23 protein-coding genes are annotated in these 24,034 nt (G+C 59.4%); 15 read left to right on the top strand and 8 right to left on the bottom strand.

Annotated features, from left to right (window positions below; translation table 11 throughout):
- Positions 1-12 precede the first annotated feature (12 nt).
- The 7 genes from tkt to BMX80_RS04040 all read left to right on the top strand — a co-directional run bounded on the left by tkt (position 13) and on the right by BMX80_RS04040 (position 7,669).
- Positions 13-2,016 carry a transketolase gene (tkt, locus tag BMX80_RS04070; protein WP_074865409.1) on the top strand — a complete coding sequence of 668 codons (2,004 nt, stop codon included), beginning with the start codon at positions 13-15 and terminating at the stop codon, positions 2,014-2,016.
- Between the two features lie 49 nt (positions 2,017-2,065).
- Positions 2,066-3,127, top strand: a complete 1,062-nt coding sequence (gene epd, locus BMX80_RS04065) for an erythrose-4-phosphate dehydrogenase (protein WP_074865406.1) — start codon at positions 2,066-2,068, stop codon at positions 3,125-3,127.
- Between the two features lie 12 nt (positions 3,128-3,139).
- The gene (locus BMX80_RS04060; RefSeq protein WP_071872580.1) at positions 3,140-4,306 is read left to right on the top strand and encodes a phosphoglycerate kinase; all 1,167 of its coding nucleotides are present in this window, start codon (positions 3,140-3,142) and stop codon (positions 4,304-4,306) included.
- 8 nt (positions 4,307-4,314) lie between these two features.
- A complete protein-coding gene (locus tag BMX80_RS04055; protein WP_074865403.1) occupies positions 4,315-4,653 on the top strand; it encodes an MliC family protein in 339 nt (112 codons plus the stop codon).
- A 54-nt stretch (positions 4,654-4,707) separates the two neighbouring features.
- The gene (gene fba, locus BMX80_RS04050) at positions 4,708-5,772 is read left to right on the top strand and encodes a class II fructose-bisphosphate aldolase (protein ID WP_071872578.1); all 1,065 of its coding nucleotides are present in this window, start codon (positions 4,708-4,710) and stop codon (positions 5,770-5,772) included.
- A 336-nt stretch (positions 5,773-6,108) separates the two neighbouring features.
- A complete protein-coding gene (locus BMX80_RS04045; RefSeq protein WP_074865400.1) occupies positions 6,109-6,951 on the top strand; it encodes a hypothetical protein in 843 nt (280 codons plus the stop codon).
- A 97-nt stretch (positions 6,952-7,048) separates the two neighbouring features.
- Complete coding sequence (locus BMX80_RS04040; RefSeq protein ID WP_074865397.1) at positions 7,049-7,669, top strand: FMN-binding negative transcriptional regulator; 621 nt, start codon at positions 7,049-7,051, stop codon at positions 7,667-7,669.
- 203 nt (positions 7,670-7,872) lie between these two features.
- Here BMX80_RS04040 and BMX80_RS04035 read toward each other — a convergent pair whose 3' ends face one another.
- Positions 7,873-10,074, bottom strand: a complete 2,202-nt coding sequence (locus tag BMX80_RS04035; protein ID WP_074865394.1) for a M14 family zinc carboxypeptidase — start codon at positions 10,072-10,074, stop codon at positions 7,873-7,875.
- A gap of 465 nt (positions 10,075-10,539) precedes the next feature.
- Between BMX80_RS04035 and BMX80_RS04030 the strand changes: the two genes are divergently transcribed.
- The 3 genes from BMX80_RS04030 (at position 10,540) to BMX80_RS04020 (ending at position 12,880) form a co-directional block, all read left to right on the top strand.
- The gene (locus BMX80_RS04030; RefSeq protein ID WP_074865391.1) at positions 10,540-10,986 is read left to right on the top strand and encodes a hypothetical protein; all 447 of its coding nucleotides are present in this window, start codon (positions 10,540-10,542) and stop codon (positions 10,984-10,986) included.
- Positions 10,987-11,072: 86 nt separating this feature from the next.
- The gene (locus BMX80_RS04025) at positions 11,073-12,089 is read left to right on the top strand and encodes a zinc-binding dehydrogenase (protein ID WP_074865388.1); all 1,017 of its coding nucleotides are present in this window, start codon (positions 11,073-11,075) and stop codon (positions 12,087-12,089) included.
- Between the two features lie 44 nt (positions 12,090-12,133).
- Positions 12,134-12,880 carry a substrate-binding periplasmic protein gene (locus tag BMX80_RS04020; RefSeq protein WP_074865385.1) on the top strand — a complete coding sequence of 249 codons (747 nt, stop codon included), beginning with the start codon at positions 12,134-12,136 and terminating at the stop codon, positions 12,878-12,880.
- Here the strand turns inward: BMX80_RS04020 and BMX80_RS04015 are convergent, their stop codons facing one another.
- The gene (locus BMX80_RS04015; RefSeq protein WP_074865382.1) at positions 12,881-13,573 is read right to left on the bottom strand and encodes a crotonase/enoyl-CoA hydratase family protein; all 693 of its coding nucleotides are present in this window, start codon (positions 13,571-13,573) and stop codon (positions 12,881-12,883) included.
- A gap of 320 nt (positions 13,574-13,893) precedes the next feature.
- Between BMX80_RS04015 and BMX80_RS04010 the strand changes: the two genes are divergently transcribed.
- Positions 13,894-14,103, top strand: coding sequence for a cold-shock protein (locus tag BMX80_RS04010; RefSeq protein WP_071872570.1), 210 nt, complete (start codon positions 13,894-13,896; stop codon positions 14,101-14,103).
- Between the two features lie 34 nt (positions 14,104-14,137).
- On the opposite strand, the gene BMX80_RS04005 is transcribed toward BMX80_RS04010, so the two are convergent.
- Positions 14,138-15,211, bottom strand: a complete 1,074-nt coding sequence (locus BMX80_RS04005) for an NAD-dependent epimerase/dehydratase family protein (RefSeq protein ID WP_074865379.1) — start codon at positions 15,209-15,211, stop codon at positions 14,138-14,140.
- Between the two features lie 68 nt (positions 15,212-15,279).
- Here BMX80_RS04005 and BMX80_RS04000 point away from each other — a divergent pair, with 68 nt between their 5' ends.
- On the top strand, positions 15,280-15,690 hold the full coding sequence (locus BMX80_RS04000; protein WP_074865376.1) for a MerR family transcriptional regulator: 411 nt from the start codon (positions 15,280-15,282) through the stop codon (positions 15,688-15,690).
- On the opposite strand, the gene BMX80_RS03995 is transcribed toward BMX80_RS04000, so the two are convergent.
- Positions 15,639-16,619, bottom strand: coding sequence for a hypothetical protein (locus BMX80_RS03995; protein WP_074865373.1), 981 nt, complete (start codon positions 16,617-16,619; stop codon positions 15,639-15,641). The two genes, BMX80_RS04000 and BMX80_RS03995, sit on opposite strands and share 52 nt — an antisense overlap.
- A gap of 188 nt (positions 16,620-16,807) precedes the next feature.
- Here BMX80_RS03995 and ald point away from each other — a divergent pair, with 188 nt between their 5' ends.
- Both ald and BMX80_RS03985 read left to right on the top strand, forming a co-directional pair.
- The gene (gene ald, locus BMX80_RS03990; RefSeq protein ID WP_074865370.1) at positions 16,808-17,929 is read left to right on the top strand and encodes an alanine dehydrogenase; all 1,122 of its coding nucleotides are present in this window, start codon (positions 16,808-16,810) and stop codon (positions 17,927-17,929) included.
- Positions 17,930-18,049: 120 nt separating this feature from the next.
- Positions 18,050-18,748 carry a hypothetical protein gene (locus BMX80_RS03985; RefSeq protein ID WP_139214013.1) on the top strand — a complete coding sequence of 233 codons (699 nt, stop codon included), beginning with the start codon at positions 18,050-18,052 and terminating at the stop codon, positions 18,746-18,748.
- Positions 18,749-18,792: 44 nt separating this feature from the next.
- Here the strand turns inward: BMX80_RS03985 and BMX80_RS03980 are convergent, their stop codons facing one another.
- The 4 genes from BMX80_RS03980 to BMX80_RS03965 form a co-directional block, all read right to left on the bottom strand.
- Positions 18,793-19,995 carry an HD domain-containing phosphohydrolase gene (locus BMX80_RS03980; protein WP_074865367.1) on the bottom strand — a complete coding sequence of 401 codons (1,203 nt, stop codon included), beginning with the start codon at positions 19,993-19,995 and terminating at the stop codon, positions 18,793-18,795.
- A 138-nt stretch (positions 19,996-20,133) separates the two neighbouring features.
- The gene (locus BMX80_RS03975) at positions 20,134-21,054 is read right to left on the bottom strand and encodes an acyltransferase (RefSeq protein ID WP_074865365.1); all 921 of its coding nucleotides are present in this window, start codon (positions 21,052-21,054) and stop codon (positions 20,134-20,136) included.
- Positions 21,055-21,293: 239 nt separating this feature from the next.
- Positions 21,294-22,253: a mechanosensitive ion channel family protein gene (locus BMX80_RS03970; RefSeq protein ID WP_074865362.1), complete on the bottom strand. Its 960-nt coding sequence runs from the start codon at positions 22,251-22,253 to the stop codon at positions 21,294-21,296.
- 78 nt (positions 22,254-22,331) lie between these two features.
- Complete coding sequence (locus BMX80_RS03965) at positions 22,332-22,637, bottom strand: ArsR/SmtB family transcription factor (RefSeq protein ID WP_074865359.1); 306 nt, start codon at positions 22,635-22,637, stop codon at positions 22,332-22,334.
- Positions 22,638-22,764: 127 nt separating this feature from the next.
- Here BMX80_RS03965 and BMX80_RS03960 point away from each other — a divergent pair, with 127 nt between their 5' ends.
- Complete coding sequence (locus BMX80_RS03960) at positions 22,765-24,003, top strand: NADH:flavin oxidoreductase/NADH oxidase family protein (protein WP_074865357.1); 1,239 nt, start codon at positions 22,765-22,767, stop codon at positions 24,001-24,003.
- Positions 24,004-24,034: the final 31 nt, after the last annotated feature.

The raw sequence follows: 24,034 nt of genomic DNA, 5'->3' as shown, positions 1-24,034 counted from the left end.
AGTGCGCTGCCAATGCCCAGCCGTCGTGACCGAGCCAATGCCATCCGTGCCTTAAGCATGGATGCCGTGCAGAAAGCCAACAGTGGCCACCCGGGTGCCCCGATGGGCATGGCGGATATCGCCGAAGTGTTGTGGCGCGACTTCCTAAAGCACAACCCGCAGAACCCGCAGTGGGCCGACCGTGACCGCTTCGTGCTGTCTAACGGCCACGGCTCGATGCTGATCTACTCGCTGCTGCACTTAACCGGCTACGATCTGTCGATCAGCGATCTGCAAAACTTCCGTCAGCTGCACAGCAAAACCCCGGGCCACCCCGAGTACGGCTACACCCCCGGCGTAGAAACCACTACCGGCCCGCTCGGCCAAGGCATCGCTAATGCCGTGGGTTTCGCGCTGGCGGAAAAAGTGCTCGGCGCGCAGTTCAACCGCGAAGGTCACACCATCGTCGACCATCACACCTACGCCTTCTTGGGCGACGGCTGCATGATGGAAGGTATCAGCCACGAAGTGTGCTCGCTGGCCGGTACCTTGGGCCTCGGCAAGTTGATCGCCTTCTACGACGACAACGGCATCTCCATCGACGGTGAAGTAGAAGGTTGGTTCACCGACGACACCCCGGCGCGCTTCGAAGCCTACGGCTGGCAGGTGATCCGCAATGTGAATGGTCACGACGCCGAAGAGATCCAGATCGCCATCGAAACCGCCCGCGCCACCAGCGACAGGCCGACGCTGATCTGCTGCAAAACCGTGATTGGTTTTGGCTCGCCGAACAAGCAAGGCAAAGAAGAGTGTCACGGCGCCCCGCTGGGTGCCGACGAGATCGCTCTGACCCGCGCTCAGCTGGGTTGGGAGCATGGTTCGTTTGAAATTCCCGCCGACATCTATGCCGAGTGGGACGCCAAAGCCGCCGGTAGCGAGCGTGAAGCCGCGTGGAACGAACAGTTTGCCGCTTACCGTGCTGCGCATCCTGAGCTGGCTGCCGAATTCGAGCGCCGCGTGATCAAAGGTGAGCTGCCGGCGGACTTCAGCGCCAAAGCGCAAGCCTATATCGATGACGTACTGAGCAAAGGCGAAACCATCGCCAGCCGTAAGGCCAGCCAGAATGCGCTGAACGCCTTTGGCCCGCTGCTGCCAGAACTGCTCGGCGGCTCGGCTGACTTGGCCGGTTCTAACCTGACTCTGTGGAGGGGCTGCCAAGGCGTCGGCGCTAACGATGCCTCAGGCAACTACGTGTTCTACGGTGTGCGCGAATTCGGTATGAGCGCGATCATGAACGGCGTGGCCCTGCACGGTGGCTTCGTGCCCTACGGCGCGACCTTCCTGATCTTTATGGAATACGCCCGCAACGCCGTGCGCATGTCGGCGCTGATGAAGCAGCAAGTGCTGTACGTGTTCACCCACGACTCGATCGGTTTGGGCGAAGACGGCCCGACTCACCAGCCCATCGAGCAGCTGGCTAGCCTGCGTGGCACGCCGAATCTGCAAACCTGGCGCCCCTGTGATGCGGTGGAATCGGCGATTGCGTGGAAGACCGCCATCGAACACCGTGATGGTCCCAGCGCGCTGATCTTTAGTCGTCAGAACCTGCCGCACCAGAGCCGCAGCGCTGCGCAAGTGGCTGATGTGGCGCGCGGTGGTTATGTGCTGAAAGACTGCGCCGGTGAGCCGGAGCTGATCTTGATTGCCACCGGCTCGGAAGTCGGCCTGGCCATGCAAGCTGCTGCCAAGCTCGACGAGCAAGGCCGCCGCGTGCGCGTGGTGTCGATGCCCTCGACCAGCGTGTTCGATGCGCAAGATGCCGCTTACAAACAATCGGTACTGCCGGTCGAAGTGGGTGCGCGTATCGCCATCGAAGCCGCGCATGCCGACTTCTGGTACAAGTACGTGGGCCTCGATGGTCGCATCATCGGCATGACCAGCTTCGGTGAGTCGGCTCCGGCGGCGCAGCTGTTTGAAGAGTTTGGCTTCACCGTCGACAACGTGCTGGCCACTGCGGCCGAGCTGCTCGACGCGTAATGCGCTAGGCGGGCGCCGTGAGGCGCTCGCCGCAGCTTGCCGGCCCTGCATGTCTCGCCCTCGTCCTTATCGCATCGCCCTTAACGGTTACGGCCGCATTGGCCGCTGCGTGCTGCGTGCGTGGCATGAACGTGGCGCGCAGAGCCCGTTAGATATCGTTGCGCTGAACGATATTGCCGACTTGGCGAGTGTCGAATACCTCACCCAGTTTGACTCCACCCATGGGCGTTTTCCCGCTCAGGTGCGCGCGGCCGATAACCAGTTGTGGCTCGATCAACACGCGCTGGCGGTCAGCTGCGCGGCGACGCCCGAACAGGTCGACTGGCAGGCCTTGCAGCTCGACTTGCTGATCGAGTGCTCCGGGCAATACACCACCCGCTTAGACGCCCAGCGCTTTCTTAATGCCGGGGTGCCGCGCGTGCTGTTCTCGCAGCCCATGGCCAGCGAGACGGATGTCGATGCCACTGTGGTGTTTGGCGTCAATCAGCAGCAGCTGACTGGCAGCGAGCGCTTGGTCTCCAACGCCTCGTGCACCACTAACTGCAGTGTGCCGCTGTTAAAAGTGCTCAATGAGGCGCTGGGTATCGACTATGTGTCGATCACCACGATTCACTCGGCGATGAACGATCAGCCGGTGATTGACGCCTATCACGACCGTGATCTGCGCCGCACGCGCTCGGCGTTTCAGTCGGTGATTCCGGTGTCTACCGGCTTAGCGCGCGGTATCGAGCGTCTGCTGCCGGAGCTATCCGGGCGCATTCAGGCCAAGGCCGTGCGCGTGCCGACGGTGAATGTCTCGGCGCTGGACATCACCCTGCAAGTGGCGCGTGACACTACGCCTGCTGAGGTGAATGCCCTGCTCAAACAGGCTGCCGAGGGCGCCTACCGGGGCTTGCTGGCCTACACTGAGTTGCCGCACGCCTCCTGCGATTTTAATCATGACCCGCATTCGGCGATCGTCGATGGCAGTCAGACCCGCGTGGCTGGGCCACGGTTGGTGAATCTGCTCGCCTGGTTCGATAACGAATGGGGGTTTGCTCAACGCCTGCTGGACAGCGCCGCGCATTGGTTGGCGCGGGTTCCGGCGGCCTCACATGACAGCTGTCAGTAAAGGAAAAGTGCCATGTCCGTGGTGAAGATGACTGATCTGGATCTGCGCGGTAAGCGCGTGTTGATCCGTGAAGACCTCAACGTGCCGGTGAAAGACGGCAAGGTGAAAAGCGACGCGCGTATCGTGGCTGCCCTGCCGACCATCAAGCTGGCGCTGGAAGCCGGGGCCAAGGTCATGGTGATGTCGCACTTGGGGCGTCCGGAAGAAGGCGTGTTTGACGAAGAAAGCTCGCTCAAGCCCGTGGCCGACTACCTGAGCGACGCGCTGTCGCGCGACGTACCGCTGATCCGCGATTGGCTCGATGCTGAGCTGAGCCTGAAAGACGGCGAGCTGGTGCTGTTCGAGAACGTACGCTTTAACGCTGGCGAAAAGAAAAACGCCGACGCTCTGGCGCAGAAAATGGCTGCTCTGTGCGACATCTATGTGATGGACGCCTTCGGCACCGCGCACCGCGCGCAAGCTTCGACCCACGGTGTGGCCAAGTTTGCCCCGGTCGCCTGCGCCGGCCCGTTGCTGGCGGCTGAGCTGGATGCCTTGGGCAAGGCGCTGGATAACCCCGCTCGTCCGATGGCAGCGATTGTTGCTGGCTCTAAGGTGTCGACCAAGCTGGACGTACTGAACAGCTTGGCCAAGCTGTGCGATCAGCTGATCGTCGGCGGCGGCATCGCCAACACCTTCTTGGCCGCTGCCGGTTACAAGGTTGGCAAGTCGTTGTACGAAGCCGATTTGGTCGACACCGCTAAAGACATCGCCAGCAAGGTCAACGTACCGCTGCCGGTCGACGTGGTGGTAGCCAAAGAGTTCGCCGAAAGCGCCGAGGCAACCATCAAGCTGATCAGCGAAGTGGCCGACGACGACATGATCCTCGACATCGGTCCGCAGACTGCCGCGCAGTTTGCTGAGCTGCTGAAAAGCTCCAAAACCGTGCTGTGGAATGGCCCGGTAGGTGTGTTCGAGTTTGACCAGTTTGGCGAAGGCACCAAGACCTTAGCGCTGGCGATTGCCGCCAGTGATGCCTTCTCGATTGCCGGCGGTGGCGACACCTTGGCGGCCATCGATAAGTACAATGTGTCGGACAAAATCTCCTACATCTCCACCGGCGGCGGCGCCTTCTTGGAGTTCGTCGAAGGCAAGGTGCTGCCGGCGGTGGAGATTTTGCAAAGCCGCGCCAAAGGCTAAGGCACGTCATGTTGCGGCTAGGCTTAGTGGCAGTGTTGTTCGGGTTGGCAGGCTGCGCCAGCCAGCCCGGCACGCCATTTAGCCAGCCGGCGGCATGGCAGCATTGGCAGTGCGAAGGCGGCGAGCAGTTTCGCTGGCGCTTTGCTGATGCGAGTAATGAGGTGGTCGAGTTGCGTTTAGACGCCTTGGCTTTTACCTTGCCGCGCCAGCCGAGCGGCTCGGGTATGCTGTACAGCGACGCTACACTGGTGTTTCACGCCAAAGGCGACGAGGCCCTGCTGTATTGGGCCGCCGATGACGAATTAATTGGGCGCGCTTGCCGCGCCGCGCAGGGCGCTGGCCAATAAGCTAGCGCCTGTTTGAGCGCTTTTTGTGTTTAACGTTTTGCCTGGGAGAGAACCATGGCCCTGATTTCAATGCGCCAGATGCTGGACCACGCTGCCGAGTTTGGCTACGGCGTGCCGGCGTTCAACGTCAACAACCTGGAACAGATGCGCGCCATCATGGAAGCGGCCGACAAAACCGACTCCCCGGTGATCGTGCAGGCCTCGGCCGGTGCGCGTAAGTACGCCGGTGCCCCGTTTCTGCGTCACCTGATTCTCGCCGCCATCGAAGAGTTTCCGCACATTCCGGTGTGTATGCACCAAGACCATGGTACCAGCCCAGATGTGTGCCAACGTTCGATTCAGCTGGGCTTCAGCTCGGTGATGATGGATGGCTCGCTCGGCGAAGACGGTAAAACCCCTACCGATTACGAGTACAACGTCCGCGTGACGCAGCAAACCGTGGCCATGGCCCACGCTTGCGGTGTGTCGGTAGAAGGCGAGCTGGGCTGCTTGGGTAGCTTGGAAACCGGCATGGCTGGTGAGGAAGACGGCGTCGGCGCCGAAGGCGTGCTTGATCACAGCCAAATGCTTACCGACCCGGAAGAAGCCGCTGACTTCGTCAAGAAGACGCAAGTGGATGCGCTGGCCATCGCCATCGGCACCAGCCACGGCGCTTACAAGTTCACTAAGCCGCCGACTGGCGACATTCTCGCTATCGACCGTATCAAGGCGATCCACGCGCGCATTCCTAACACTCACTTGGTGATGCACGGTTCTTCGTCGGTACCGCAAGAGTGGCTGGCGATCATCAACCAGTACGGTGGCGACATCAAAGAAACCTACGGCGTGCCGGTAGAAGAAATCGTCGAAGGCATTAAGCACGGTGTGCGTAAGGTCAATATCGATACCGACCTGCGTTTGGCCTCAACCGGTGCCATGCGCCGCATGATGGCTGAGCACCCGAGCGAGTTCGACCCGCGTAAGTTCTTTGCCAAAACCGTCGAAGCGATGCGCGACATTTGTATCGCCCGCTACGAAGCTTTCGGCACCGCCGGCAATGCTTCCAAGATCAAACCGATCTCACTGGAAGGCATGTTCCAGCGCTACGCCAAAGGCGAGCTGAACGCGCAAGTGAAGTAAGCGTTAAGGCCCTACCTCGGTAGGGCCTTATTGTTTCTGCCCTGAGCCACAAAAAACCGGCCTAGGCAGAGCAGAAAAGATAAAAACCGTCACGAGCGATGGCTAGGCAAGGCAAAAACAGGCGAGAAAGCGCAGTTTACGAATGGTAAATACTCCGCACATGCTGTGCTTCGCCCTCCGGGCCAGCTAAAGCTGTTCAAATCCTTTTCAAAGGATTTGTGAGCATTTTGAGCCTGTTTTTAACGCGGCATAGCCGAGCGCAGTAGGTTTTTTGTAACACCCGTCGCGCGCCAGAGCGACGTTCCCCCACCGCAAAACGCAACCAAGGAGAACAAGATGCGTCAGTGGTTAGGTCAGGCCGTGGGCCTGAGTGTGGTTATCAGTGCATTGCTCGGCTGCAATCAGCTGCCGGTAAGCCAAGGCACGCCGTATACCGGTAATACTTACGCCAATACGCCTGCGACACAGCCCGGCGCCAGCCCCGCTGTGGTGGTCGACCCACAGCGCTGCGCCGATGAGGTGGACTGCCAGCTCAAGCGCCTGCGTACCGTGGTGTTTTTAGGCGATGTAGCTCGCGCCGGTGGTCCGCGCTTGGTGCGCCAAGGCGAGAGTATGGTTACCCCCGCCGGTGGCATGGTCGAAGGCTGGCCGCAGCTGCGTATCGACTTCCCCACAAGCCTTGGCGGCGAGTTCACGATTCAGGCTGACTGCCCTAGCACGCATTGCCGCTTCGATGCCGAGACCTTGCGCCGCGTGTATCGCAGCCACCTAGCCGGCGAGCCGCAGCGCCTTAAAGAGGTGGCCTGCAAGGCACCGGGCGCCACGCATAAATTGGTCGGCCGCTGGTATGAAGAGCGCGAGCTGGACGGCAAACAGGTCAAGCAGCTGCTGGCGTTGAACGCGGATGGCCGCTTCCAGTTGGATTATCAAGTGCATGACGTAAGCGCTGTGGATGTCGGGCAAGAAAGCGGTTGCTGGAGCCAACAAGGCGATCAGCAAGTGCTGGAAACCACCGAGGTCAGCGGTCGCCCGGTGTATTACCGCGACAGCTATCGCTTAGTTGAGCAGCGCGGCGACAGTCTGGTGCTGGAGAAAGCCGACGGTGCACACAGCACCGCACGGCGCGTGCATGCCGGTTTCGCCCTGCAAGAGCCAGATGGCCCGTCGGTGAGCTTCTAGTCCAACAGTGCAGCGCCGATTGACCACGCCACTGTGCCTGTTGGTGCGCTGGCCAGACGATTAAGCTGGGCGGCGCACCGAACCTTGGAGACTGGCCATGTATACCCCCGCCAATTTGCGTATGCCTAATAGCGCGCAAGCCTTGGACTTTATCGAGCAACATGGCTTTGCCGCGTTGGTCAGCGCTGACTTAACCGCTACCCATCTGCCCTTGCTGTTGGCCCGTGATGAAGGCGAGCAAGGCGTGTTGTATGGGCACGTGGCTAAGGCCAATCCGCAGGCGGAGCAAGCAGCGGGGCAGACGGTGCTAGCGGTGTTCAGCGGCCCGCATGCGTATATCTCGCCTACTTGGTATGCCGCAGGCCCGGCGGTGCCGACGTGGAACTATGCCGCGGTGCATGTCTATGGCCGCCTAGAGCTGCTCGATAGTCACGCGACGCTAGAGCTAGTGCAGCGCCTTACCGAGGTTTATGAGCCGGGTTTAAACGCCAATCACGCTCTGTTGGCGCCAGATTATGTCGCCAGGCTTAATCAGGCGATTGTCGGCTTTAAGCTGGTGATTGAGCGTATTGAGGGTAAAGAAAAACTCGGTCAAACCCGCACGCAGGCTGATCAGCAGGGCGTTTATCACGCGTTGGTAGATAGTGCGCACCTCGGCGATCAAGCCTTGGCGGCGTATATGCGGCAGCGTCGTCTAGGTACTGGCGAAGACGCTTAAGCCGAGTAGCAACCAGGGCCGCATAACAGACAGCGTGAAAACTACTGCGCTTGGCTATGCGGCGTTAAAAACAGGCTCAAAATGCTCATTTACCACACGTAAACTGCGCTTTTTCGCCTGTTTTTGCCTTGCCTAGCCTGCGCTCGCGACCTTTTCACGCAGTCTGATAAGCGGCCCTGGTGGGTTACGTGGCTGAGTAAGGGTTACGGAATGACCACGGTGTAGTCTTCCACCTCGCCGTAGTTGTAGCTGCCGCAGGGGCTAGCAGGAGTAGCGTTGTAGCGCATCGCTACACGCATCCGCGTGGCACCGCTGGCGACGCTGCTGGCAATGTTAAAGCTGCCGCTGACGGCCGAGGTGCTGGTGCCGCTGCTGGTGTACACCGCCTCGCCGCTGTCGTCGAAGTCACCGTCCTTGTTGAGGTCGATCCACACCCGCCAACCTTGCCGGTAGGCGCCGCTGGAGAACTGCGGGGTTAAGGTCAGGCTGTTACTGCCGCGCACTAGGCTGATGTTCTGCCCGGTAAAGTCGCTGTAGGTGGCCGCGCCTGAACTGTTGTTGAAGCTGCCCACTTGCACCCGGCCAATCCACTCATAGTTAGCGCTGCCACTGGAGGCGCTGCAGTAGTTAGCCGGTGGCTGAGTGGCGTCGTTGTCGATCACCAAGAAGCTGGCGCTGACCGCACCCCAGGTGCCGGAGGCATCGCGGGCGCGTACATAGACTAAGTACTTGCCTTCGCTGAGCCCAGCGGTGTTTAGCGTGCCGCTAAAGCCTTCGCTGACGCTGTTAAAGCTGCCATCGCTGGGCAGTAGCGCAGTCGGGCTGGCGCCGCTGTCCCACGGTGCTTGGTTGATGTAGTACTCCACGGCGCTGATCGCTTGAGTGCTCTCGGTGCCGTTGCTGTTATTAAAGCGCGCATCGCTGGCGCTGCCGCTTAAGGTCACGGCGGTGCCAGCGGGTACGCCGGTGCTGCCGCCGTTACTCAGGCTTAGGTTGCTGATATCCGGGCCGCCGGGCGTGATGTACGGCGTGCGCACCACTTTGGCGGCATACAGCAGGGCCGGCAGGTTATTCGGCTTGATGGTGTTGTTGTAGGTGCTACAGCTCTGGAAGAACTCAGTGCCGAGTTCGAAGGTGTAGCTCGGTACGCCCAGCTCGCCATAACTGATGCCATCGCTGGTGCCGTCGGTGGGGTACAAGCCGATGGACTGCTGCGGGCGGTAGTTATTGAAGAAGGCGAACTTACGCCCCAAGGTTTGCAGCGCAGTGCCATTGGGCGCGGCTTGGCTGGTGTCGCCCCACGGCCATAGCACCAGTTCGCTGTAACTGTGCACGTCTAGGTGAATACCGCTGGTGTCGCTCGGCGCGGCGTCGTTTTTGCCGCTGCCACGACGGTCGGGCCATAGGCTGCGCACATAGCTTTCCAACGCTTTGATTTCCGGCTCGGAGCCCGCCGACGGGCCGCGATAGGTGTCGTTGCACTGACTGCCGCTAGAGCCTTGGCCGTTGGTGCTGTTCCAGCCAAAGGTGAAGTTACGGTTGAGGTCGGCGCCCCGGCTGTTGCTGCCGGCGCCACAATAGTTTTGGTTGGCATTCTTACGCCACGACAGCCCGGTTTCGGCCTTTTTGCGCCCATCGGGGTTGGTCATCAGCAGGATATGCACTTCGTGATGGTCAAGAATCCAGGTGGCATCGGCATCCACCCCATAGCCATCGACTAATTGGCGGGCGAAGTCCAAGGTCAGCGCCGCAGTGGTGTATTCGCGGGCGTGAATCGCGCTGTTAATAAACAGCTTGGGCTTAGTGCCGGTTTTGCTGCGGTTGGTCAGCTTGAGTACGCGCAGGTCATGGCCGCCGACGCCGGCGCCTTTCTCCCACGAGTCACCAATATCCAGCCACTGCGCGAGGTTGGGCTTGCTGCTGGCCATATCGGCGGCCACGGCGAAGGTTTCTTCCACGGTGGCGTAGCAACTGTAGCCGGGGATGCCGCTGATGCTGACGTTATTGGCGCTGACGTCAGCGGCCATGCTCAGGCTCTTTTGTTGCGCGCTAAGCATTTGCGTTTGCAGCTTACTGAGGATCTGGTTGCGCTTAGTGATGAACTCGGTCGCTGGCGCGAAGGTGAAGCCGAAGACTTGCAGTTTCTGCATTTCTTCATCGTTCAGCTCCATCACTAAATACCCTTTAGGGTAATGCGACTCTAATAATTGGCCGTGGAAGCTAATCGCCGCTTTGCGGCCGATATCGGCATTGGGGAAATACGCGTTATAAATTTGCGTATTGGCTTTCTCTTGCTCCAATAGATTAAAGGTGTCGTGCTGATGTTCTTGCGCGTGAGCTAACCCCGTGTGCGCAAGGGATACCGCTAAGGTGAGGGCGGAAAACGCCTGTAGAGCAGTCTTCATTATTCAATTCCTTCGAATAAAACGAATTGTCCCCTTGTGGGGGAGTGGTTGTGCGAGTCGGGTGACTCTGACTGGTCTTGCAAGGTATTCCCGCCATCACGTCGCGCTGCACTGCTTGGCTCGGCGCGCGTTTTTGTTGTTTGCCAGCGGGAACGCAGGGACAGTAGAAGTGTCTTAAAAAGCTGTCAAATGCACGCCCTGTAACGGCTGTGTAAGCTCTTGGTGCATGTTATGGCCTTTATCTAGAGCTGAAGGGTGAGGCGCAATTAGCGGTTATTGCTATGCCGTCTTTTAATTAAAAACAGCAGGTTAGCGATGTGTTAATGGCGTATTAAAAGCTGACGGGTGAGATGGCCAAATGCTGTTGCAATAGTGGCTTTTTTGCCGAATTGAGCACTTTTGGTGCGTGCTGCTGTAACAGTGCGGTTTATGGGGGAAATGAGTATGTCGCAAAGGTATATAAAGTTGTCTCTCTTTCATCGCCTGCTGGCAGCGCTGTGCGTGGGCTTAAACATGCTGTGCGCTGGGCTTGCTTGGGGCGATATATCCAACGATGCGCGGCGCTGGGCCGAGTTACGCCAAGTGCCGGGGCATTTTATGGGGGCTGCGCCTAACCCTGCGGTGGATCACTGGCAAGGCGAAAAGCACCAGTTGATGCGGCGTTTGTTTGAGTACAGCTGGCAGCAGGCATTGCCCGAGGCCGAGTTGCTAAAGCTGTGGGGCGCGCCCGATAAAATCTGGCCGGCTGACGACCCAAAGGCCGCGGCACTGGTACGCATGACCGAGTGGCGTGGCAAGCCCGCTGGGCGCTTGTTGGCCTATCACTGGCGCGGTGAGCATGATCAGCTGCTGTTTGCAGTGGACGAGCAGGGCCTGTTGCGGGCAGCAGGCTGGATGATGGTTTGGGAGTAGTTGCGCTAAAATTCGATAGTTTGACATTTGTCGAATTGAAGGTTTGAATCAACCACGTGTGATTGGCTTGGTGAGAGGAAGACCTAATGCGTCGTTTAATCGTGCCGCGTGCCGGTGGCCGCGAAGTACTCCGTGTAGAACATGTGGCCGATCTTCAGCCGGCGCCCGGTGAAGTGCGCGTACGGGTGCGTGCCGCCGGGCTGAACTTTGCCGATGTGATGGCCCGCCAAGGCTTATACCCTGATGCGCCACCGTTTCCCGCGTGTTTGGGCTATGAGTTTGCCGGCGAAGTGGATGCCCTCGGCGCGGGTGTTGAGGCGCATTGGTTGGGCCGGCGGGTGTTCGGTTTAAGTCGCTTCTCGGCACAAGCCGAGCAAGTGTGCGTGCCGCTGGCGCAAGTGTTCGAGCAGCCTGCGGCGCTGAGCTTCGAGCAGGCGGCGGCAATTCCGGTGAATTACCTCACCGCGTGGCAGCTGTTGGTGGTGATGGGTAGTTTGCAGCGTGATGAAACCGTGCTGATCCATAACATTGGCGGTGGCGTCGGCTTGGCTGCGTTGCAGATCGCCAAGCAGCGCGGCGCACGGGTGATCGGCACAGCCAGTCAAGGCAAGCATGCGGCGCTCAAAGAGCTAGGGGCCGACGCTCTGATCGACTACGGCCAAGGGCGTTGGGAAACTGCGCTGCAGTCACTCACCGAGGGCCGAGGGGTGGAGCTGATTATCGACCCTATCGGCGGTAGTCACTTAAAGCGCAGCCTCAGTGCACTGCGCTCTACCGGACTACTGGGCACCTTTGGTATCTCCGCCGCCACCCAGTCTGGCGCATGGGGCAAGCTCAAGTTGCTCGGTACTGTGTTGGGCATGCCGTGGTTGCATCCGGTGGGTTTGATGGAGCACAACCGGGGCGTGTTTGGCGTCAATATGGGCCATCTGTGGCATGAGACGGAGAAAGTGCGCACCTGGATGCAGGCCTTGTTGGAGGGTGTCGAGGCGGGTTGGTTAAAACCGCATGTGCATGCCAGTTTTGCTTTGGCCGAGGCGGCACAAGCGCATGCTTGTCTTGAGCAGCGGAAAAATCTCGGCAAGGTGATTTTGCTGCCGTAGGGCTATCCTTACGCATTAGGCGTGCCGGAAGTGATGGGATCGTCATGCGTTGGTGGTGCTTGTTGTTGTGTTTTCCTGTGGCCTTGTGGGCTGCAGAGCGTGAAGTTAACGTCGCGATTGGCGAGTGGTCGCCGTTCATGGGCTCGGGTTTGCCGGGCTATGGGCCGGTGGCGCAGCTGGTCGCCGAAGCCTTTGCCGAAGTCGATGTGGCCGTGGCGTATGGGTTTTACCCGTGGAAGCGCTCGTTATTGCTGACCAAGCAAGGGCGCTGGCACGCCACGGCGGTGTGGGGCAAAACGCCACAGCGCGAGCAAGACTTTCATTATTCGCAGGCTTTATTCAGTGATCAGCTGATCTTAATCAGCCGACAGAGCTGGCCTGTGCAGGTGCACAGCCTTAGCCAAGATTTTGAGCTGTTGTGCCACAAGCGCATTGCGGTGGCGTTGGGCTCTGAGGTGCTGCAAGAACTGCGGCAGCTGGAGGGTCGCGGTTGTGTGCAGCTGGTCTCGGCCGCCGATGAGGCCAGCGCGCTGGAAATGCTGCTCAAGCAACGTGTCGATGCGTTGTATGTCAATCGCCGTGCGGGCCGGCAGGTTCTTGCTGAGCTGCCGGCAGAGCAGCGGCAAGAATTGCGCGAAAGCGATGTGTTGGGCTACTGGCACTATTACGTGCTGTTTAGTCGCCAACAGCCGCAAGCTGAGCAGCTGCGTGATTTATTCGATCAGGGCTTTACCGCGTTGCAGGCGCGAGGCAGGGTGCAGGAGCTACTGGCGCCCCTGCACCTGGAGTAATTACTGCAGCTTGCTGTCTTGATCCAGTGCGATGGACTTGTCCAGCGTGGCCAAAAACTCGGCGCGGGACTTCAGCTTGGTTTGCTTGTGCGCGCGCATGTTGAGCTTCTTCATTGCCTTGGCAGTGGCCATGGCGGTATCCATCAGGGCTTCCGGCGCAACCACTTGGTCGAGGAAACCGGCGTTAACCGCAGCTTCTGGGCCAAACATTTCGGCGTTGATCACCGAGCGGTGGAACGCCGGAGTGGTCAGGCGGCCACGAGCCAGTTCGATACCGACGTGGTGCATGGTCATGCCGATGGCCACTTCGTTCAGGCCGATCTGGAAGGCGCCTGCGACACCGATACGGTAGTCCGCCGACAGCAACAAGAAGGCACCTTTAGCCACCGCATGGCCGGGGCAGGCGACGATGATTGGGAAAGGGTGGGCCAGCATGCGGCGCGCTAAGGTAGAGCCTGCGGTCACCAAACCGATCGCGGCGTCCATGCTGGTCTGCATGACTTTTAGGTCGTAGCCGCCGGAGAGAATGCCCGGCTTACCGGTCAGAACCACCACGGCTTTGTCCGCTTCGGCTTGATCCAGCGCCTTGTTCAGGCCGTCGATCACCTCGTGGGAGACCGCGTTGACCTTGCCGTTGTCCAGGTTGATAACGGCAACGCCGTCTTGCAGTTGATAACCGACTACTTCGCTCATAAGGAAACCTCGTCTGGCACACAGGGCTCGATTGGCCCAGCAATGAAAAACCGCCACAGCTTAAGCTGTCGTTTTGTGACTGACCAGCGCTAGGTGGTTTTATCGGATAAGCATGTCTTAGTCGGTATTAGGGCTTCGCTTTTGGCGTAAAAAGGGTATAGTGGTCTGGCTGTGTTCGCATGGGTCGCCGTGATTCGTGTTCTGATACGGTAGATCCAGAAGATCCACCCCGTGTTGTTCGATTCCTTACCTTTGCAGCTCAGTGCTTCTCCGTCTTTTTTAGACGGGGTTACTCAATTTATTTGCAAAGGAAATTCGTTATGTCGAATCGTCAAGAAGGCACTGTAAAGTGGTTCAACGAAACTAAGGGCTTCGGCTTCATCACTCAAGAAAGCGGCCCGGACGTTTTCGTTCACTTCCGTGCTATCGAAGGCAAGGGCTTCAAGACCCTGGCTGAAGGCCAGCGCGTTACTTTCGAAGTGACTCAGGGCCAGAAAGGCCTGCAAGCTGAGCGCGTTCAACTGATCTAATTCAGTTGCGCTAAGCGAGTCCAAAAAAACCCGGTCATTGACCGGGTTTTTTTATGCCTGCCGTTTGCGCTAGGGCGTACTGCGCGCTGCGGGCTAAGCAGTCACTCAGGATTGGCCAGTGCAGGGCTTGTGCCTGCATATAGCGGGCGGTGGCTTGATAGGCATCGGTTAAGCGCTCGCGACGGATAAAGGCTAAGCCCTCGCGGCTGGTCATCAAGTAGCGCGCCAGTAACGGTAAGCGCAGTAGCCCATCAAGTAACCGCAGCGGCACATAGCCGCGTGGCGCTGGCACGCTTAAGGCACCGGCCAGCTGTTGCAATAGCTCGCCCAGCGCTGGTGTCTGTGGGTCCATCGCCAGCAGCTGGGGCGGTGCTTGTTCAGCCGGCACGTTGACGAGCGAGGCCAGCAGCGCCGCTAAGCTGTCGGCACTGACCAGTGGTAACCAATGCGCCGGACTGCCGGGAACCGCGCGCAGGCGCTTCTTTTGTAAGGCCTGAAGCAGTTGCGCGAAGGGTTGCTCGACCGGCACCTGCCCATGCTGCGCATCGCCGCAGACTGTGGCCGGGTGTACGCACGTCAGCGCTACTTCACGTTCGTGAGCATACGCTTGGGCGCGGAACAGACCTTCTAGCTTGCTGGCTTCATAAGCGCCTGTGCGGCGGTACAGGGCAGGCCAATCGCTGCGTTCGGGCTGCTGCGGATCAATGCCCAGCTCCGCTAGATAGTCCGTATTACAGGCCATAAAGCCGCCGATCAGAATCAAGCGCGCGTCTTGCTGCGCTGCCAAATCAACGGCATGCAGGCTGCCTTGCACGTTGCTGGCGCGGGCCGTGTGTGCACTGAGGTGCCAAGCGAATTGTGCGGCGAGGTGATAAATGGTTTGCCAGCGCTGCGGCTCGTTAAGGCCCCATAACGGCTGACGGATATCGCCGTGGATGCCGTGCAATGCTTCGCCACGGCCGCCAAGCTGCGTGCACTGCTCGCGCAGCTTGGGCAGTTGGCTGGGGTCGCGCAGCAGCGCGTAGACAGTGTGTCCTTGTTGGGTGAGGGTTCGGCATAGCCAGCGGCCGATAAAACCGCTGGCGCCACTGATAAGAATGTCAGCCATGGGGTGTTCTCCTGTGTGGGGAGAAACAGGCTAAAGTGTGAAGCACACTCGACAGTCAAGAGGTGTTTATGCGTATCGCCGACGTGGAGCAGCACACCGGCATCAGCCGGCATACCGTGCGTTATTACGAGCGCATTGGTTTGCTCTCGGCGCCGCCACGCAGCGCCAATAACTACCGGCAGTACAGCGCGGCGTGCCTAACGCGCTTGCGCTTTATTCGTGATGCGCAAGAGATGGGTTTTAGCCTGGAGGAGATTCGCCAGATCGTCGCTTTGCAGGCGGATGGCCAAATCACCTGCGCCGATGGCGCCCTGCTGATCTGGCAGAAGCGCCAGCAGATTGCCGAGCGCTTGGCTCAGTTAACGCGGCTGGATAGCTTTTTAGCCACGGAGCAGGAGCGGCTTGTGCACAGTGCACGCGAGCATGGTTATCCCTTGGCGGCGGAGCTGTTGCCTGCAGCAGAGGATTCCTTACGTTGACGCTGTTCTTTGAGCTCTTCTTCGAAGGCGCGTAGGCGCTCGTCGCGCTCGACCTCCTTGATGACCTCGGCAAACACAACCCAGTACTCGCGGGAATGACTGGCCTGTTCGGGGCTCATTGGTTGTTGGTCGGGGCTGTAGATCACCAGGTAGGGCGTGTTGTTGATCGGCACCTTGTATTTGCTAAGCGCTTGCGCATAGGCCGCGTGGTCGTGCACCACAATATGCCGGAAAGCCAGCTGCGGCGCGTGCGGGCTGAGCGTGGCGGACAGCTGTTGAAAGTGCTTGCAGCTGCCGCAGCGCGAATCCAATAGGGCGACGATGGTGGTGCGTCCGGGTACCGATAGGTCACGCAGCTGAGCCACTTCATCGACGTGGAACTCACTCACTCCAGCCTGCATTAAGCGGGTGCGAAAGTCGTCATCTTGGCGTTTCTGCCAAATCATCAGGCTGACGCCGACGACTAGGCAGAGGATGAGGCCGATGAGCAAGTAGCCGCTGTTGCTGCGCTTATTGGCGGGCGCGACGGTGGCTTGGCTGCTGTGGTTGATCTGCGGATTGGCTGCAATGGTCTGCGCCTGTTGGGCTTGCAGAAACTTATGAAAGATCACGCCGCAGGCGTTGCAGGTGTCGCCGCTGCTCTGGCGGTGACCGCATTTGGGGCACGGCTTGCCGGTCGCGGGCTCGGGCTGGCTAGTCGCAGGTGGCGGCATGCTCTCGATGTCGGCGAGGGCGCCAATTTTGCGCAGGTTGAGGCGCAAGTCACGGGCTTTGTTGCTCGACAAGTTTTTCGCCAGCACGAAGCGGCGGCCGCTAAACAAGACTTGAGCTTTTTCCGGCGGCTGCTTAAGCAGTCGGGCAAGCTCGGGTAGTACCTCGGCTTGCTGCCAGTTATCGGCAAGTTGTCCGGAAAAAACTAATTGATACATGACTGACGGCGCTCCATGCCTGCTTGGCGGGGCGCTAGTTTGCCATAGCCGTTAGGCAGCTGCATGGCCTAAAAATGGCGGTCTTTTTGGCGATTTCTCGCGCCTTGGCGAAACTCTTTGGCGCTTGCCGGGCAGCTTGCTGACCTAGACTCAAAGCACTGTCTGTGAGCTGGCTGGAGGACTTCCCCATGCGTATTGGTCTGCCCAAAGAGATCAAAAATCACGAGTATCGCGTTGGTTTAACGCCCGCCTCGGTGCTGGAGCTAACCCGCCGTGGGCATGAGGTGCGGGTGCAAAGCTCGGCAGGTGCTGCGATTGGTTTTAGTGATGGCGACTACCGTGCTGCTGGCGCGCAGATTGTGGCCGATGCGCCGGCGGTGTTTGCCGACAGCGAGCTGATCGTGAAAGTTAAGGAGCCGCAGGCCGAAGAACGCGCTCGGCTGACGCCACAGCACACGCTATTCACCTACCTGCACTTAGCGCCGGATCGCCCGCAGACCGATGACTTAATCGCCAGTGGCTCGACCTGTATTGCCTACGAAACCGTCACCGATGCGCAGGGGCGCTTGCCACTGCTGGCGCCGATGTCCGAGGTGGCTGGGCGCATGTCGGTGCAGGCGGGTGCCCACTGCCTAGAAAAAGCCCAAGGCGGACGCGGTGTGCTGCTCGGCGGCGTGCCGGGCGTGGCGCCGGGCAAGGTGGTGATTTTGGGTGGCGGCGTGGTGGGCAGCAACGCACTGGCCATGGCGGTGGGGCTGGGCGCGGATGTCACTGTGTTGGACAAGAGCGTGGATACCCTGCGGCGTCTGGATAGTCTGTACGGCAATCGCATTACTACGCTGTATTCCAACGTGGCCGCAGTGGAAGAGCATGCGCGCACGGCGGATCTGCTCATTGGTGGGGTGCTGATTCCTGGCGCCGCCGCGCCGAAGCTGGTCAGTGCTGAGCTGGTCAAGCAAATGCAGCCCGGTTCGGTGATTGTTGATGTGGCCATCGACCAAGGTGGCTGTGTGGCGACCGCCAAACCGACGACTCATGCTGAGCCCACCTATGTGGTCGATGGCGTGGTGCACTACTGCGTGGCCAATATGCCCGGCGGCGTAGCGCGTACCTCTACCTTGGCGCTCAATAACGCGACCTTGCCGTTTGTGCTCGCGCTGGCCGACAAAGGCGCTAAGCGCGCCCTGCAAGAAGATGTGCATCTGCGTAATGGCCTTAGCGTGGCGCAAGGCCAACTGACCTGTGAAAGCGTCGCACAGGCTCATGGGCTGGGCTGGCTGAGTGCTGAGAAAATGCTGGAGCGCTTATAAGGCGGTTGATGGGTTCGGTAGAGCCTTGCTTTGCTTGTGGGTGATTGAATGTCTCTGAGGCTTGAGTAGGATGTGCCGCTCGCGCTGTTGCGAGCCCATGGCCTAAGAAAGGGATATTCCATGAAGATGTTGCAATGCGGTGTGGTTGTCAGTGTGTTAGCGATTGCAGGATGTGCGGGTCAGCCACCTGTACCGCCGCCGGAGTACCCGGGGCTGGAGCAGTCCGCGCAGGTTGTGATTCGTGATTTGCGCCCGGCCTATGAGGGCGAAAAGGAAATTTTCAGCCTGCTGGTGACCAGTGACGCTTATGCGATCTATCGCATGGCTGATGATGCGACTAAGCCCGTGGCGACGCGCTTGTTGGCGCATCGTGCCTTCGAGGCTTTCCCTGAGCTCGCCAGTCAACCTGAGATCGTTGTGCGGCACTTCGTGACGTACGCCAACCTGCAATCGCAGCTGCGCAAGAGTTCGCTGGTGGCTGGTTTGACGGGCCCCATCGGTGCGGCACTGCTGACGCCGACGGAATTTCCCGCTGGCGAGGTAAAAACCACGCGCATAGACAGTGCGGTGTTTGAGCGCAGTGCCGGGGATGAGGAGTACACGCGCGCCTTTTTTACCGAGCAGGAAAACCCAGAAAAGTCACCGGTTAACGTGGTTTATATCGACACAGAACTGCTGGGCCAGCGTATCGCCAGTCGCTGTTTGGTGCCGCCGGTGGCCAGTAAGCCGTATATGTACCTGATTGAGGCGATCGACATGTGCATCGTCAATCACCTCGCGTTGTATCGTGCTAAGGCAGCAAACACGGCTGCGCAGTAATGGCTTTCTGTGCGTCATAAACGGCGGGCACTTGCGCTACCTCTTCAGTGATAACGCCCCACTTGGCCGAGTCCTAAGCGTTCGGCCAAGTGGTTGGCGCGCTGCATTTCGAGGTTGAGCACGCTGATTTGCAGTTCTAGGCCGTGCATTTCTTCGCTGGCTGCTTCAAGGCGTTGGTCGTGCACGTACAGCACCCAGCGTTGGTATTCGTCGCTCAATAAGCCGGCGCTGGCGCAGGTGTGCAGCAGTTCATTGACCAGTCCGTTGAGCATTAAGGCGCTGGCGCTGCGTTGTGCGGGCATGCCAGCCAGTTGCTGCTGCAGGCGGCGCAGGCGGCTTTGCCCTTGGCCCTGCTGATTGAGCAGTGCGTTCAGCCACTGGCGATTTTCCGTGAGGCTGTGGCGGGGCTGAAAGTCTGCCGCTGTGTGCGCGGCGCAATGCTGAAAGGCTTGAAATACCTCGCTCTGCCAGCGTTCGCGGAGCATTTGCAAGGCGGGGCGACAGGCTTGCAGGCTCAGTTCGCCATGCAGCTCGCATAACAGTGCGTACCAATCGCCAATGCCTAGTAGCTGCGCGGCTAATGGTGCCGGTTCTTGCTGGCCACTGGGAAAACCACTGCCCGTCAGGCTTTCTTGATGTTGCGCTAGCCACAAGGCGCTTTCGCCAGGCAGGTCGTGCTGTAAAGCCAGCCAGCTGGATTCGGGGTAGTGCTCTAGCTGTAGTTGCAGGTGCTTTTTGCTCACGTGCTTGCCGATCAACTCGGCTGGCAGATACAGCTGTCCACAGAGCCGGCCCAAGGCCGCCAGCCAAATGTGCTCGACGTGGCTGGCTTGAAGTTGCCGCGCTAGGCAGAGGCTCAGCAGTGCGCCGCGCAGGGTGCGCTGATAAAGGGCCGGGTACAGCGTGCGCATCACGGTGAGGTGTTGTGCCAGCAAAGAGGCCGGAAACAGCGCGGGGAGCTCTTCCACAGGGCCGAGCAAAGCACGCCACGCGGCATGTGGGCTGAGTAACTGCGCTATGTCTTGGCACAGTTGCGGCTGGGTGAGGCCGTCGTGAATGCTCAGGCTGTTGAGTAGCGGTTGGCGCAGGGGTTGTTCGGTGAGATGGCTCAGGGCTTGCGCGTCAATCGGGCTGCCGGCGCCCATCAGCAAGGTGTCTTCGCGGTTGTAGATGGCGTGGCCAGCCGCAACCGGATGTTGCTCGCCGAGGTTAAGCAGCTGCTGTAGGTAGTGCGCTTCGTTGTGCATGGTCCGGTCCCTCGTGGGTGGCGGAGCAGTCGATGGCCTGTTGTGCAGGCGCTTGAGCTCAACTTAGCGCATTTGTGTGGCGGGTAGTGGCTATATGATGGCTATCTCGAGTGGTTTCCGACAAATGGCTGGCGCCAGTTATTTGTCTTGCTCGTGCATGGCTTCGGCGCGCAATAGGTCAATGCGCGCATCTTTGGCCTGCCAGAGGGTAGTGACCCAGCGCTGAAATTCGGCACGAAAGAGCGCGTCGTTCTCGTAATCGCCAGCGCTTAAGCGCTCGTCGAGCGGGCTTTGTTGGATATCGACAATCACCTTAGCGACGCGGCCCAACAATAAGTCGCTGAAAGTCGGCGGTGTGCTGCCGGGGTAAATCAGGGTGACATCCAGCAGGGTGTCGAGCTGGCCTTGCAGCGCTGCCAAGGTGAAGGCAATGCCGCCGGCTTTGGGCTTTAGCAGGTTGCGATAGGGCGATTGCTGCGCCGCCTGCTTGGCAGGTGTGCAGCGGGTGCCTTCTAAGTAGTTCACCACGTTAACGGGCATGTTGCGGAACTTGGCGCAGGCTGCCTTGGTGATCTCTAGGTCTTTGCCTTGTAGGTGCGGATGCTTGGCCAAAAAGGCTTTGGAGTAACGCTTCATAAAGGGGTAGTCCAAGGCCCAAAACGCCAGCCCTAGCAGCGGCACCCAGATCAGCTCTTGCTTTAAGAAGAACTTGAAGTACGGCGTTTTATTGTTAAACGCCACCACCAAGGCAGGAATATCGACCCACGATTGATGGTTGCTCACCACTAAATACGAGCGCTGCTTGCTTAAGCCGGCGCCGCCACGGATATCCCACTGCGTGGGCGTGAGCCAAGCGAAAATCAGCTTGCAGCCTTCGGCCCAGGTTTCTGCAATCGTCATCACCGCTTTGGAGCACAGCGCCCGCCAAGCCGGTATGGGGATCAGTAGTTTCAGTAACGCCAAGGCCAGCATGGGGCCAATCAAGATCAGAGTATCGAGCAGCAGCAGAGCGATGATGGCGCTGGCTTTGAGGTAGGCAAAGGCAAGGGCGATGCGCATAGCAGGTTTAGCAATCCGTGGCAGGGGCGCACAGTGTAAAAAAGCGCTGCGCCTTGACCAAGTCTAAATGCTGGGCAAAAAAAACCGGCCAAGTAGGCCGGTTATGGGGAGAGTGCGTTCAGCCTATGCCTGCCGCAGGGCTGAATCGGCGGGGAGGGGATCAGCTCCGTCGCCTTGACGCCTGTGCAGAGTACGTTTGCCGCCCGTAGCTGTCATGCGATTAAGCATTGCCGAATGTTTCAGTCGGGCTTGGGGATGCCGGGCATAGCGCGTAAGCGCGCGGCATCATCGCCCAGATCAAGGCGCAGGCTGCCGGAGCGTAAATGCAAATCGCGCTGTGGGAAGGGGATTTCGATACTCGCTGCGCGCAGCTCGTCCTCAATCGCCCACATAAAGCGCGCATGGGTGGCGCCGGGCGAGACCATCAGGTCGTGCTCAACCCACACCACTAACTCAAAATCGAGGCTCGACTCGCCAAAGTTGGTCAGCCACACGTCGGGCTTGCGGCCAACTTCTTGGGTGATACAACCGGGCACGGCATCTACCGCGCGCAGCACGGCGGCTTTCACTGCGTGCTTATCCACGCCGTAGGCCACGCCGAAGGGCACATGAATGCGGCGGTACTTTTCGTTGAAGCTCCAGTTGGTCACGCGGCCGTTAATAAACTCGGAGTTCGGCACGATGATATCGACCAAGTCGTTGGTGGTGATGCGCGTATAACGCATGCCGATTTCGGTGACGCGGCCCATCACGCCCGATTGCAGGTCAACGAAGTCGCCCACTTTGAGGGTTTTCTCCAGCAGCAAGATCAGCCCGGAAATAAAGTTGCTGAAGATGTTTTGCAGACCAAAACCGATACCTACGCCCACCGCACCGCCGATCAGCGCGATGTTGGTGAGGTCGAGGCCCAGATACTTGAGGCCGACTAAAGTGCCGATAATCCATACCGCATAACGAATAATGCGGGTGAAGGCATACACGCCCGAGGAGTTCATGTGTGTGCCTTTGCCGCGCGCCGCTACGTTGCGCAGGCCGCGCTCCAGCAGGGTGGAGAACCACCAGGCGAAGAACAGAATGAAGCACAAGCCGCTTAAGCGGACGAGGTGGATATCGGTACTGCCGATTTGAAACCACGGCGTGGTCGCCCACTGCCACAGCAGCTGCAACAGGTTTTCGGTCAGTTTATCGACGTTTTCCATGGGCGCTCCTGCGCAGTCGGCGCAGCAAAACGCGCTGCGCGTGTAGTCATCAGCATAGTTGTCACAAAGCTGCTGGGCTTAAGCGTTGAAGAACTGCCCAAGCAAGGCAAAGGTGTCGCGGTTCAGACGGCAGCGCATGAACTTGCCGTCACGCTGCACGTGCACCAAGTTGGCGTTGACCAGTTCTTTGATGTGGTGCGACACGGTAGGCGCGCCGATTTCCAACCGGTCGATCAGGTCAGCAATACAGCAAGCGCTGTGCTCGGTTTCTTCCAGCTGGATGAGGTCCATATACATGGCCAACCGATTAGGGTTAGACAGCGCCTTAAAGGCTTTGGCCAGTTGCTCGCACTGATCGAGCTGGGGGTGTGCGGTAGGCTTCATGGGGTTTCATCGCGCGAATGTCGCGTCATTGTGCCATAGGTCTTGAATTTTATAGTTTGACAAATATCGAACTGAAAAATAGTGTGGCTACACATTCAATCAATGGCTCGTTTTTCCGGAGGCCCGCATGTCCGCCGTCACTTTAGATCAATCGCTAACCCTGCCCTGTGGCGCCGTGGTGAAAAACCGCTTGGGCAAATCGGCCATGAGTGAGGCATTGGGCACTACCGATAACCGTGTGACCGAAGCCTTGCCGTTGCTCTATGGCCGCTGGGCCGATGGCGGCACGGGGCTGCTGATTACCGGCAACGTGATGGTGGATCGCCGCGCGTTGGGCGAGCCGAATAACGTGGCGATTGAAGATGAACGCGACTTGCCGCTGCTCAAGCGTTGGGCACAAGCGGGCACGCGCCAAGATACTCAGCTGTGGGTGCAGCTCAATCACCCCGGTCGCCAAGCGCCGAAGGGCTTAAATGTGGAGAACGTCGCGCCGTCGGCGGTGCCATTTAACCCTGCGCTGCAGGCGTTTTTCCCCGCCCCGCGCGCGCTCACCGACAGCGAGATTCGCGACATCATCCAGCGCTTTGCCACGGCGGCGCGGCTGGTAAAAGAGGCCGGCTTTACCGGCGTGCAAATTCATGGTGCGCACGGCTATTTGGTTAGCCAGTTTCTCTCGCCGCTGACCAACCAGCGCAGCGATGAATGGGGCGGCAGCAGCGAGAAGCGCCAGCGTTTTGTAATGGAGGTATACCGTGCGATTCGCGCTCAGGTGGGCAAAGACTTCCCCGTGGCGATCAAACTCAACTCGGCGGACTTCCAGCGCGGCGGCTTTACCGAGGATGAGTCGTTGGCGGTTATCAAAGCGCTAGAGGCTGAAGGCATCGACCTGATTGAGCTGTCCGGCGGCACTTACGAAGCCCCGGCGATGAGCGACAACAAGCGCCATCAAGAAAGCACCTTAGCGCGCGAAGCGTACTTCCTGCAGTTTGCGGAAAAAATCCGCGGCCAAGTGCAGGTGCCCTTGATGGTTACCGGCGGTTTCCGCAGCCACCAAGGCATGGCCGAAGCGCTAAAGGGCGGCGCGCTAGACATGGTGGGCATTGCCCGCGGCCTCGCTATTGAACCGGATTTGCCTAAGCGCCTGCTGGTCGGCCAAGATCCTGAATTCAGCGTGCAGCCAATTAGCACTGGCATTAAAACGGTCGATCGCATGGCCTTGATGGAGGTGGTTTGGTATTCGCGCCAGCTTAAGCGTATGGGGCGTGGCGGCGAGCCTAAGCCGAATGAATCTGGCCTGTGGGCGTTTTTAGCCAACCTGTGGCACAACGGCGTGGGTACGTGGAAGACCCGTCGTCTGCGCGCGTAAGCGACACGACAATTCGCAAACTGCGAAAAAA

Source organism: Atopomonas hussainii, from assembly GCF_900109735.1.
In the GTDB taxonomy this organism is placed as follows: Bacteria; Pseudomonadota; Gammaproteobacteria; order Pseudomonadales; family Pseudomonadaceae; genus Atopomonas; species Atopomonas hussainii.
The sequence above is the reverse complement of the archived record's forward strand: the minus strand, read 5'-3'. Positions and strand labels throughout refer to the sequence as shown.